The 11,591-nt window shown below is 65.2% G+C and carries 13 protein-coding genes; 5 read left to right on the top strand and 8 right to left on the bottom strand.

The window, feature by feature from the left end:
• Positions 1-158: 158 nt before the first annotated feature.
• From E2I15_RS22020 to E2I15_RS22010, 3 genes are all read right to left on the bottom strand, one after another.
• On the bottom strand, positions 159-593 hold the full coding sequence (locus E2I15_RS22020) for a nuclear transport factor 2 family protein (protein WP_170991521.1): 435 nt from the start codon (positions 591-593) through the stop codon (positions 159-161).
• 318 nt (positions 594-911) lie between these two features.
• Complete coding sequence (locus tag E2I15_RS22015; protein ID WP_137479000.1) at positions 912-1,172, bottom strand: hypothetical protein; 261 nt, start codon at positions 1,170-1,172, stop codon at positions 912-914.
• Positions 1,173-1,232: 60 nt separating this feature from the next.
• Complete coding sequence (locus E2I15_RS22010; protein WP_137479001.1) at positions 1,233-1,703, bottom strand: nuclear transport factor 2 family protein; 471 nt, start codon at positions 1,701-1,703, stop codon at positions 1,233-1,235.
• 311 nt (positions 1,704-2,014) lie between these two features.
• Between E2I15_RS22010 and E2I15_RS22005 the strand changes: the two genes are divergently transcribed.
• The 4 genes from E2I15_RS22005 (at position 2,015) to E2I15_RS21990 (ending at position 4,446) form a co-directional block, all read left to right on the top strand.
• Entirely contained in the window at positions 2,015-3,133 is a 1,119-nt protein-coding gene (locus E2I15_RS22005) for an alpha/beta fold hydrolase (RefSeq protein WP_137479002.1), read from the top strand.
• A gap of 412 nt (positions 3,134-3,545) precedes the next feature.
• A complete protein-coding gene (locus E2I15_RS22000) occupies positions 3,546-3,785 on the top strand; it encodes a hypothetical protein (protein ID WP_137479003.1) in 240 nt (79 codons plus the stop codon).
• 112 nt (positions 3,786-3,897) lie between these two features.
• Entirely contained in the window at positions 3,898-4,089 is a 192-nt protein-coding gene (locus E2I15_RS21995; protein WP_172646835.1) for a hypothetical protein, read from the top strand.
• 96 nt (positions 4,090-4,185) lie between these two features.
• Positions 4,186-4,446 (top strand): GNAT family N-acetyltransferase, encoded by a 261-nt coding sequence (locus E2I15_RS21990; RefSeq protein WP_338134465.1) that lies wholly within the window; start codon positions 4,186-4,188, stop codon positions 4,444-4,446.
• Between the two features lie 980 nt (positions 4,447-5,426).
• On the opposite strand, the gene uvrB is transcribed toward E2I15_RS21990, so the two are convergent.
• The 5 genes from uvrB to E2I15_RS21965 form a co-directional block, all read right to left on the bottom strand.
• Complete coding sequence (gene uvrB / locus E2I15_RS21985; protein WP_137479004.1) at positions 5,427-8,339, bottom strand: excinuclease ABC subunit UvrB; 2,913 nt, start codon at positions 8,337-8,339, stop codon at positions 5,427-5,429.
• A gap of 112 nt (positions 8,340-8,451) precedes the next feature.
• On the bottom strand, positions 8,452-8,658 hold the full coding sequence (locus tag E2I15_RS21980) for a zf-TFIIB domain-containing protein (RefSeq protein ID WP_155262508.1): 207 nt from the start codon (positions 8,656-8,658) through the stop codon (positions 8,452-8,454).
• Positions 8,655-8,942, bottom strand: coding sequence for a hypothetical protein (locus tag E2I15_RS21975; protein WP_246668071.1), 288 nt, complete (start codon positions 8,940-8,942; stop codon positions 8,655-8,657). The genes E2I15_RS21980 and E2I15_RS21975 overlap by 4 nt, the downstream gene beginning before the upstream one ends.
• A 110-nt stretch (positions 8,943-9,052) precedes the next feature.
• Positions 9,053-10,273 (bottom strand): NAD(P)-binding domain-containing protein, encoded by a 1,221-nt coding sequence (locus tag E2I15_RS21970; protein ID WP_137479005.1) that lies wholly within the window; start codon positions 10,271-10,273, stop codon positions 9,053-9,055.
• Positions 10,266-11,168 carry a LysR substrate-binding domain-containing protein gene (locus tag E2I15_RS21965; protein ID WP_018273588.1) on the bottom strand — a complete coding sequence of 301 codons (903 nt, stop codon included), beginning with the start codon at positions 11,166-11,168 and terminating at the stop codon, positions 10,266-10,268. The genes E2I15_RS21970 and E2I15_RS21965 overlap by 8 nt, the downstream gene beginning before the upstream one ends.
• 146 nt (positions 11,169-11,314) lie before the next feature.
• Here E2I15_RS21965 and E2I15_RS21960 point away from each other — a divergent pair, with 146 nt between their 5' ends.
• On the top strand, positions 11,315-11,548 hold the full coding sequence (locus E2I15_RS21960; protein WP_137479006.1) for a hypothetical protein: 234 nt from the start codon (positions 11,315-11,317) through the stop codon (positions 11,546-11,548).
• Positions 11,549-11,591: the final 43 nt, after the last annotated feature.

Here is an 11,591-nt window from a genome sequence, read left to right as displayed (position 1 = left end):
GTCCGGGACAAACGCGCTGCGGGTTCGCGCGGCGCGTCCCGGAGCGCGGCCGTTCGGGGCTGGCAAAACAGGCCGCCGCTGCCGGGCCGCCTGAACGCGAAGACGCGCTTCGCGCTTTCAGGTCCCGGACATGACGAAGGCGTGAAATCGAAAAGCCGTCAGACCGCGATGCGCGGCAGATGGATCGGGTAGCCGACGGTCTGCTCGACCAGGTCGAAACTGTCGACCAGCACGCGGAAGCTGGTCAGCTTGCCGGCCTTGAACTGCGCGAAATGCGCGATCCGGAGCGAGATCGGCTTGTTGGAGTCGAGTGCCGTCAGCGAATAGCGCAGCATCGAGGCTGCGGAATCCACGCCGAGCATGATCTGTTCCCGGTCGAAGCGGTGAACCCTGAGGTTCTCGCCGATCTGCCTGATCACCTCGAGCACCGCGGCCTTGCCGCGGCGCGCGCCGAAGAAGGAAAACAGGTCGATCGGCCCGTAGATGGACCATTCGACCTCGTCGTCGAGCAAGGGCTCGATATCTGCAAGCTGGCGTTCGTTGATCGCGCGATGCAATGCGCGCGAAAAACGCCAGAGACTATGCTCTGTCATTTTGGCCTTGTCCTGAAACTGGATTTTCAAACGCAAACGACTGGCAGGGGTCAGCGCCGACGCCTTGCCAGGTTGCTGCACATCGCTATTGCGGGCTGAAATAGTGCGGAACGGCAAAAACGCAAATGACTTTTTTGCAATGCACAATTGCGCGGAATTTTACCGGAATGTGACCGCCGCCCTCTGGAATCCCGTTCCGACAGGATCGGAACGGGGTTCCAGATTCTGGTTCTGATGCGTTTTCTTGACGCGACGTCCACCACCCCGCATCACGTGCGGGGGGCAGGCTTCGCTCGAAAATCCTCCGGTCACCGCATTTCAGCGGTCGCGCTGCCGCACCGGTTGCCGCTCGATCACGATCTCGGCGTCGCGGATCGCCACCACCGCGAACAGCAGCGCGCCGCCGATGCCGCCGATCGCGGCGCCGAGCGGCATGAAGGTGAAAAACACCAGCGTTCCGCTGTCGATACCCGAGGTTCTGGCCAATCCGATCCAGCTAAGCCCGGCTCCGATGCCGAAGGCGGCGCCGCCAAGGGCGCCCAGCGCCAGGCCAAGCACAGCGAGCAATGCGACTTTCATGATGATTTCAGCCCCGACCGCAACAAGCCCAGTCATAGGTCAGCGCCGGGCCGGCGAGGTTCAACGGCGGCGTTGCGAATTTGCGTGAGCGATGTCGTCATGGCCGGTCAGCGCCGCCGCGACGTCGCGCTCCAGCACCTGCTGGACGAGGTCGAAGGTGTCGATGATCTCGCGGATCTCGGTGATCTTGCCGTCGCGCAGGGTGTAGAACACCGCGACGTCGAACTGCACCACGCGGGCGTTGTTGCGCTTGCGGAAGAACACGCGCAGCTGCGCGGCGACCCGGTCGCCCTGGGTCACCACGATCGGCGCCTCGTAGCGCATGTCGGAATAGCGCTCGTGGATCGTGGTCCACATCTGGCGCAGCGCCGCCTTGCCGCGGTGCTGGCCCATATGCGGAAGAATGTCGATCGGGGCGTTGGCGAGAAACGCGACGTCGTCGCTGCAGCGATCGAGCGCGCCCTCGATGCCGCCGGCATAGTAGACGTCGAGGAAGTTCAAGACGCGCTGCCGGTTCAAATCCTCGCCCATGATCGACTCCGCCGGTCCGACTCGCTCTGGCCCGGCATTGTGAGCCGGAGCATTCCGCAATCAAACAACATATGTTTGACGCGCGAGACGCGATTAGGTTCGGCAACCAGCGCGTGCATCGTGGCACAAAATGCAGGCGGCGCGCCGGTTCGCGCAATGCGACGACGGCGGCCGTCGCGGTGCAGGCGGCGGTTTATTCCGCGCCCGCGCCATCTAAAACTTTGTGCCGCGGCCTTGCCGCGGCACGGCCGGCCCGTATGCTTCGCGGCGGAAGGCGGCCGAACAGAGCCGCCCCCGATGGGGAGAGACCAATGCAGCGCATCACCCACGTCGCCGCGATCCTGTCGCTGCTGGCATGCCCGGCGATCCCGCCCGCCTCCGCACACACGCCCCAGCAGCCTGCCCACCAGCTCTACAACGAAGGCGATCTCAAGCTCGAGAGCGGCGAGGCGATCAAGGATTTCTCGATCTCCTACGTCACCCACGGCACTCTGAACGCGAAGAAGTCGAACGCCATCCTGATGGTGACCGCGATCTCGGGCAATCATCACCGGCTCGATTTCATGATCGGCCCCGGTAAGGCGCTCGACCCCGACAAGTACTTCATCGTCTGCACCGACGCGATCGGCAACGGGCTGACCACGTCGCCGAGCAATTCGAAGGCGCAGCCGCGGATGCAGTTTCCGAAATTCGCGATCCGCGACATGGTGGAATCGCAGTACCGGCTGATGAAGGAGAAGCTCGGCATCGACCATGTCGTCGCCGTGGTCGGCCCCTCGATGGGCGGCATGCAGGCGCTGCAATGGGGCGTCAGCCATCCGGACTTCATGGACGCGCTGGTTGCGATGGTGCCGCTTGCGAAGACGCCGGCCTGGTCGGTCGCGGTGATGGAGGCCTCCCGCAAGGCGATCATGAACGATCCGGCGTGGAAGGACGGCAATTACGAGGCGCCGCCGGAGAAAGGCCTCAAGCTGTTCCGCGATATCGTCGCGCTGCTCGCAGCGCGCACGCCCGACATGTATGCGGCGCAGTTCAAGTCCGGCCCCGACGTGCTGCCCTGGATGGCCGAGCAGGAGACCGCGCTGTGGAAACTGTTCGACGCCAACGACTGGATCTACCAGAGCTGGGCCTATGACCGGCACGATGTCGGCACCACGGCCGGGTTCGGCGGCGACACCGCGAAGGCGCTGGGCTCGATCAAGGCGAAGACGCTGATCCTCACCGGCACCAAGGACCTGCTCAATCCCGAATTCGAGCCGAACCAGATGGGCCAGAACATCGCAGGCGTGACCATCAAGACGATCAGCCCGGGCACCGTGACCGGCCACGCCTCGGCCGGCGGCTTCTTCCCGGCGGATGTCGAGTTTCTCAACCGCGAAACCGGCGTGTTCCTCGACGGTGTGACCGACGACGGCAAGAAACTGAACTGATCGGCTGAACCGGCCTCGCCTCGCAGACGTGGAGCATGCGGTGCCAACTGTCCGCGAGTTAATGAAACCTCCCGGCGCGCGCCCGGTTGGTTCGGCGTGGGCGACGCATCCGCGATCAGGAGTTCCTTATGAGAAACACCATGCCGCTTGCTGTCGCCGCCCCGGTTGTCTCCAAATAGATCATGCGAGCGCGCACCGCGCGACGGTGAGCCGGCGCCGACGCCGGCCACGAGGCCTTGAGCTCCTCCGGGGCCGACCGGTGAGATCGCGCCGGCTCGCTGTCGCGGTGCGTTCGATGACAGCTAATCCAACGCCGCCTTGCCGGCGGCGAGGTCGATGGTGAACCGCTTCTTCTCGGAACCGGCGGTGCCGCTTCGCCGTTGATGCGGCAGCATTGCATTGGAGCCGCATCATGAAACCGATTGTTCTCGCGTCCGTCATTGCCGCCGGCGCGCTCGCCGCGGCGTCGCCCGCCGACGCCAGGGGCTGCATCAAGGGCGCGATCGTCGGCGGCGTCGCCGGTCATTATGCCGGCCATCACGGCATGCTCGGCGCCGCCGCCGGTTGCCTCTACGGCCGCCATCACGCCAAGGAGCAGGCTCGGCAGCGCCAGCAGCAACAGGCGCAGCCGTCGCAGCAGGAGAAGCTGTAGGATCAGCTGTGAAGGCACATCTCAACGTGAAGTTTCGTTCCGGGAACGACGTGTCGTTCCGGGAACGCCCGCCGCACCGGCTGCGTTGTCTCCATGCGTAACGGAGACGATGATGACGAAACCAAAGACAAAGACCATCCAGCCCGTTCCGGACGACAACAAGAGCCATAAGGGCCCCGGCAGCACCCCCAGCGTTCCCATCGACACCACCAAGGGCCATCGCGACGACGAGAAGCACAACATCCGCGAGCAGGCCGCGCACGGCAACCTGACCCAGAACACCAGCAACAAGCGATCGGGATAGCGGCGCGAGGCCGCCGCACCCTCGTTTCACATGTCAAACCGCTCGCTCAGCGTCATCACCCGCGCATGCGGGTGAACCAGCATTCCAGAGACGGTTGTGCGTGAGCCGATCACCCCCGGGCTGCAGCGCCGGGGCATCGGCGGCGCGCTGATCCGCGCGGGACTGACGCGCCTGATCGCAGTGAATGCCGACGGCTGCGTCCTGCTCGGCGATCCCGCCTATTACCGCCGCTTCGGCTTCACCAGCGATCCCGTGCTGACCTATGGCGGTGAGCCGAGCCCGTACTTTCAGCGGCTGGTGCTGAAAGGGGATGCCTGTCGCATTCCTCCATTCTTTGACGTGGTACCGCTCTACTAGATCGGGAGGAACGAGGTGAAGGGTCGACATTCGGCACTGCAGATGTTGCGAAGACGGAGGGCGGAATTATCCACTATCCATCTTGAGAACGTATCGTGAACATGATATTATGCGTCCTGCATAACGCGTATATCGTTCGTCATGCCTAATCATTCTCGCGTCCCCGATTCCGGCGACTTGTCCTGATCAATCGATCAACATTCCCCTCGACAGTCTCGTCGATCCCCGGAGCACGCAACATCTTGAAGACCAAAAGCGCGTGATACATCGCCAGATAGATTGCGTAGATCCAAATGCTAATTCGGACGAGCACGGGATTTATTGGCTTAGACAAGGTCGGGTCAGCACTGTAGACCAACAGGCACAAGAACGCCGAGAGGATCGCAGCAATCACAAAATACTTTCTCGGGGCGAAGGTCTTTTGCGAAACATCCTCGACACATAACCAGATAATCGTGCCAAACAAAGAGAAGCTATAGATGTATAACTGTCCTGAAGAAATTGCGGACCAAATCTCCGTGGTCAGACGGAACGGGGTCTCCGCTGTCGACTTTGCGCTCGCAATGAATGGTAAGATGACGAGAGGAAAAATCGAAACCGCTGCGACAACGAGCACCTCCTCAAATGCTCGTCTATGAAATCCGCCATTTGAGAAGAAAAGGCCAATCCAAAATCGCATTTAGTCCGACTACCACATATCCCGTTTGGTCAATCACTTACAACCATAACGAATGTCACGGAAATCTACTACCTCTTCTTTTATCCACCTTAGTCGAGTGGGCTACCGGGTCGTCAAGCGGATCTAGACCGTCTCCTGAATGCTCCACTGCACTGCGCCAAAATCGCTGAATTGCACCCAGTTCGGTCGTATCTTGGAAATAGCCGATATTCGGCCACCTCTCGCACTCGGGGCTGGACTAGGCTGCGAAATGGACCTGTCTGTGGGCGGCGAACTCCGGGCCGGCTTCCGCAATCGTGATCTACCTCTTCTTCCACCCGCCGCGCTTCCCGGGCGTCCCACCGCTGCTCCGCGGCGACGGCCCGAACTCGGGCCCCGACTGCCGCGAGTCGGTTGGCTGGATGATGCGGCTCGTGGTGCCGAACGGCTTTGCGGGCAGCGCACCGCTGGGGCGGAAGGGCAGCGATTCCGGGCCGTGCATTTCGTCGAGGTCGGGCTTGTGCACGCGCGAGCCGGCCTTGCCGCCGCGGCTCGCCTTGAGCGAGGTCTGCGCCGACTTGTTCTTCAATGCGCTGACCGGCAGGTTGGCGGCATCGCCGTATTTCCGGGTGCCGGCATAGGCGCCGGCCTGCTTCTGCACGTTGCGCTGCTTGGCGGTGGGATCGTCGACCACGGCCATTTCGGTGGCGCGCAGCCGCTTGACCTCGTCGCGCAGGCGGGCCGCTTCCTCGAAGTTCAGGTCGGCCGCGGCCTCGCGCATCCGCGTTTCGAGGTCGCTCAGCACGGCCTCGAAATTGTGCCCGATCGAGATCACGTCGTCGGCCATGCCGCCGTCGCCGATCTCGACCAGCACATGGTCGCGCTCATAGACCGAGTTGAGGATGTCGCCGATCGACTTCTTCACGCTCTCCGGCGTGATGCCGTTGGCCTCGTTGTACTCGACCTGCTTCTCGCGGCGCCGCGTGGTCTCGGCCATCGCGCGCTCCATCGATCCGGTCATGCTGTCGGCATAGAGGATCACCTTTCCGTCGACATTGCGCGCGGCGCGGCCGATGGTCTGGATCAGCGAGGTTTCGCTGCGCAAAAAGCCTTCCTTGTCGGCGTCGAGGATCGCGACCAGCGCGCATTCGGGAATGTCGAGGCCCTCGCGCAGGAGGTTGATGCCGACCAGCGCGTCGAACGCACCGAGCCTGAGATCGCGGATGATCTCGATGCGCTCGATCGTGTCGATATCCGAGTGCATGTAGCGGACGCGGATGCCCTGCTCGTGCAGATATTCGGTGAGGTCCTCCGCCATGCGCTTGGTGAGCACTGTGATCAGCGAGCGATAGCCCGCCGCCGCGGTGGCGCGCACCTCGCCGACGAGGTCGTCGACCTGGGTGCGGGCAGGGCGGATGTCGACCGGCGGGTCGATCAGCCCGGTCGGACGGATCACCTGCTCGACGAACACGCCGCCACTTTCGTTCAGCTCCCAGCCGCTCGGCGTCGCCGATACCGCCACCGTCTGCGGCCGCATCATGTCCCACTCCTCGAAGCGGAGCGGGCGATTGTCCATGCAGGAGGGCAGGCGGAAGCCGTATTCGGCGAGCGTCGCCTTGCGGCGGAAGTCGCCGCGGAACATAGCGCCGATCTGCGGCACGGTGACGTGGCTCTCATCGGCGAAGATCAGCGCGTTGTCCGGCACATATTCGAACAGCGTCGGCGGCGGCTCGCCGGGGCGGCGGCCGGTGAGGTAGCGCGAATAGTTCTCGATGCCGGCGCAGCTTCCGGTCGCCTCCATCATCTCGAGATCGAAGGTGGTGCGCTGCTCCAGCCGCTGCGCCTCCAGCAGCCGGCCCTGGTCGTTGAGCTGATCGAGCCGCTGCTTCAGCTCGGACTTGATCGACTTGATCGCCTGCACCAGGGTCGGGCGCGGCGTCACATAGTGCGAGTTGGCGTACATCTTGATGAATTCGAGCTCGTCCTGCTTGTGGCCGGTGAGCGGGTCGAACTCCTCGATGGTCTCGATGGTGTCGCCGAACAGGTTCACGCGCCAGGCGCGGTCCTCGTAGTGCGCCGGGAAGATGTCGATGACGTCGCCGCGAACGCGGAAGGTGCCGCGGGTGAATTCGGCCTGGGTGCGCTTGTACTGCAGCGCGACCAGGTCGGCGATCAATTGCCGCTGGTCGATGCGCTCGCCCTTCTTCAGCGCGAAGGTCATCGCGGTGTAGGTCTCGACCGAGCCGATACCGTAGATGCAGGACACGGAAGCGACGATGATGACGTCGTCGCGCTCGAGCAGCGCACGTGTCGCCGAGTGGCGCATGCGGTCGATCTGCTCGTTGATCGAGGAATCCTTCTCGATATAGGTGTCGGTGCGCGGGACGTAGGCTTCCGGCTGGTAGTAGTCGTAATAGCTGACGAAATACTCGACCGCGTTGTCGGGGAAGAAGTTCTTGAACTCGCCATAGAGCTGGGCAGCCAGCGTCTTGTTCGGCGCCAGGATCAGCGCCGGGCGCTGCGTCGCCTCGATCACCTTGGCCATGGTGTAGGTCTTGCCCGAGCCGGTGACGCCGAGCAGCACCTGGGTGCGGTCGTTGCGGTCGATGCCCTCGACCAGTTCGGCGATCGCGGTCGGCTGGTCGCCCTTCGGCTGATAGTCGGACTTGATCTCGAAGCGCACACCGCCTTCGGATTTCTCCGGGCGCGGCGGGCGGTGCGGGGTCCACACCCGCATCGAGCCGTCGTCCTTGCGGAATTCCGGGCGGCCGTCGCGGATCAGGTTCTCCAGCGCGTCGGCGGTCGCCTTGACGCCGAGCGCCTCCATCTTGCTGCGCGGCGGCCGCGCCAGGGCCTCCTCGTCGTCCTCGGCGGTCGGCAGGCCGAGCTGCCGCGCCAGTTCCGGATCGAGCGTCGGGATGGTGGCCGAGGTGCCGTAATTGGCCTGCGGGGCCTCCTCGAGCCCGGAGGCATCGCGCCTGGCGACGCCCTCGCTGGTCTCGCGCGTCGACGCCCGCGCGCGATGCGCGGCGGCCTCGCCGCCGGCGCGGCGATCCCAGGAATTGTCCGGCGGCGGCTGCAGGCCGGTGCCCGAACCCATGCCGGCATCGCCGCGGTTGATCGCCGGATTGAGCAATTCGGCAAGCGCGGGCCCGATCGGGAGGACCTCGGGCCGATGTGCTTTGGATTTAGGGGTTTTGCCGGGCTTTTTCGGAGTGTTCGGTGTCTTCGCCATGCCCCGAATATGGGACGAGTCCGGCAGCGAGAAAAGGGCAAACGACGGCTGGACTTGCGTCTCGGCGAGGCTGCTGACAGCAGGGTGTCAGCAGGCGGCGCCGTCGCGGAGTTCAGGCCCGCGGCAGGTCGACGATGTCGAGATGGATGCCGCCGCAGCTGTCGCAGCGCATGGTCCAGTATTCGGCGGCGCGGCCGGGGATCAGGCGCAGCAGCGAGAGCGGAGCGGCGCATTCCGGGCAGCTGGTGCGGACCTGCGCCGGCCAGACCGGATCCGGCTCGCATCGCGGGACGGCGGCAACCACGACGTTGCCGGTCACGCCGACGCTTCGGCCGCCGGCATTGTCATGCCATAGCGTTGCGGGAACCGGTCGATAGCCCGCTTCGCGTCGGCGATCGCCGCATCCGGATCGGACCACGCAAAGCCGATGTCGAGCATCGGAAACAGCATGCCATCGATGACGACCGGCCTTTGATCGACCCGTTGAACCCTGGCGTGCCATTGCCCCTTCCCCACTTCGAACGACTTGATCTCAAAACCGCTGTAAATCATGTGCGACCTCGAAATGCCATTCTCATAGGAAGCACGAGCGCGCTGCGCCAAATGTGAAGCAGTTCACAACCCGCCGGGTTTATTTCCGCCCAGCAAAGGGAACCGGAGCCTGACGCGTTTTCTGCGCGCGCGAACTGGCCTCCACTTCGCACGACAATGCGCTAGCGGCGACCGGCAATGTGGTCGGCGAGCACCGCGGCATCGTCGCCGACGCCTGACAGGAACGAGGATTTCATCTTCGACAGCCATTGCAGGCCGAGGAAATAGAGGCCCGGTACGTCGGAGACGCCATGGCGGTGTCGCGGCGCCCCGTCGGCATCCAGCACCGGTATGTCGATCCAGTTCAGATCGAGGCTATAGCCGGTGGCCCAGATCACGCTCCTGATCCGCGCGGCACGCAGGTCGATCGCATCGAGCGGCGCGGCGAGGCACGGCGGATCGGGCAAACGGAGGTGCGCCAAGGGATCTTCGGGATGATCGAGGCCGCGCGCCGCGACGAAGTCGTCGACGATCCCGAGGAAGGTCGCGTAATAGGCGTCGCCATTGGCGATGTTGGCGGCGAGGTCGGGCGCGATCTCGAGCACGCCGTCGCGCGCCGCCGTCACACGGCCGAGCAGGGTCACGCCGCCGGCGGCGAAGCGGCGGAAATCGACGGTGTGGCCGCCATGGGCGCCGGAGATCACCGGCAGCAGCCGCGACGGTCCGCGCTGCTCGACCGGCGTCCGGTCGATGCCCATCTCGGCCAGCCACCAGATCAGGTCGCGGCCGCGATAGCGGCGCGGCAGGCGGTTGTGACGCCCGACCGAGAGGAAGACATCGCGGCCGGCGCGCATCAGCTCTTCGGCGATCTGCGCGCCCGACGCGCCGGCACCGACCACCAGCACCGCGCCGTCAGGTAATTGCGCGGGATTCCTGTAGCCGGCGGCATCCACCTGAAACAGGCCGGGGTGATCGCGCAGCAGGTCGGGCCGCAGCGGCCGTTGATAGGGGCCGGTGGCGATGACGACGTTGCGGGCGGCGATGCTGCCGCCGGCAAATTCGGCGAGGAAGCCGCCGGCATCGCGGCGCAGCTTGGTGACCGCAACGCCGCAGCGGATCGACGGCGCGACGAACGCGGCGTAGTCCTCGATGAAGGCGATGATGGCAGCGGTGCCCGAGAAGCCGTCGGGATCGCTGTGCGGAAACGCAAATTCCGGCAGCCGCACCGACCAGTTCGGAAACTGGAACGTCAATCCGTCCCAGCGTTCGCTGCGCCAGCGCTCGGCGATGCGGCCTCGCTCCAGCACCAGATGGGCGATGCCGCGCTGCTTCAGCCGGTGGCTCATGGTGAGCCCGGCTTGGCCGCCGCCGATCACCAGCGTATCGATGGTCTCGTCAGGCACTGCGCGTTCCCTTGCGGCGGGCGGCGGGCTCCGCCGCGGCGCGGATGATCCAGCGCCGGAACGCGGCGAAATCGCGCTGCTCGGCGTGGAAGCCGCGATAGACCAGATACCAGCGCATGCCCTTGGGCACGCTGAGCGCAAACGGCGCCACCAGCCGGCCGGCGGCGAGATCGTCGTCGATATAGGGCCGGATGCCCATCGCGATGCCGAGCCCGTCGCTAGCTGCCTGCAGCGCCTGGCCGTAGAACTGGAATTCCGGCCCGCGCGCGGTCAGGCGCGGCACGCCCGCGGCCTTCAGCCAGGACGGCCAGTCGTCGGGCGAATGCGCGACGCGGATCAGGCTCGGGCCCTTGAGGTCGGCGGGGCGCTTCAGGGTGTTGGCGAGCCGCGCCGTGCACACCGGCATCAGATCGGCGGCGAACAGCGGCTCGGCGACGAGGCCCGGCCACTGGCCGTCGCCGAGCTGGATGCCGCAGCTCCAGTCGTCGGCGAACGGCACCGCCATGCCGCCGGTCGTGATCCGTACCTCGATGTCGGGCTCCGCTTTGCGGAACTCGGCGAGGTGCGGGATCATCCATTTCAGCGCAAAGGTCGGACCGACGCCGACGGTCAGCACCCGCGCGCTCGCGGACGCCGTGACCTGCGCGGTGAGGCTCGCCAGCGCGTCGAAGATCGGCGTCAGCCCGCCCTGATAGGCGCGGCCGGCCGGCGTGGTGACGAGGCGGTTGGCCTTCCGTTCGAACAGCGCGACGCCGAGCCGCTCCTCCAAAAGATGCACCATCCGGCTGATCGCGGCGGCCGAGACATTGAGCTCGCTGCCCGCCGCCGCGAAGCTGCCGGTCCGCGCCGCGGCTTCGAACGCCTTGATGCCGTTGAGAAAGAGCAGCCGTCGCATGAACCCTCAGGAAAACTGATGCAAGGGCAAGATAACTCGGTTTGCGGCGAGAGGCCAAGCGGCGCAGAAATACCGGCGGAGACATTGCATGAGTCCCCTCCCGATCGCAGCACCCGGTGCGATCGCGCAACGACGGGAGACGTTCAATGAGCGAGACCACCGATGCCCTGGTGCTCGATCTTGTCGAGTGGGTCGCGCGCGAGCCGCGGCGTTATGCCGAGGTGCTCGAGGTCTGGCGCACCTCGTGCCCGCGGCTGACGATCTGGGAGGACGCCGTCGACCGCGGCTATGTCGCGCGCCGACCCTCCGTCGAGGGCATGCGGGTGACGGTGACGGAGAGCGGCGCGAGCTTTTTGCGCGCACATAGGCGGATGCAGTGATGCCAAACTAATCGATGCCCCCTTCACCTCTCCCGCTTGCGGG

Source organism: Bradyrhizobium sp. BR2003 (assembly GCF_009720285.1).
GTDB lineage: Bacteria > Pseudomonadota > Alphaproteobacteria > Rhizobiales > Xanthobacteraceae > Bradyrhizobium > Bradyrhizobium elkanii.
This window is presented reverse-complemented; position numbering and strand designations above follow the sequence as displayed.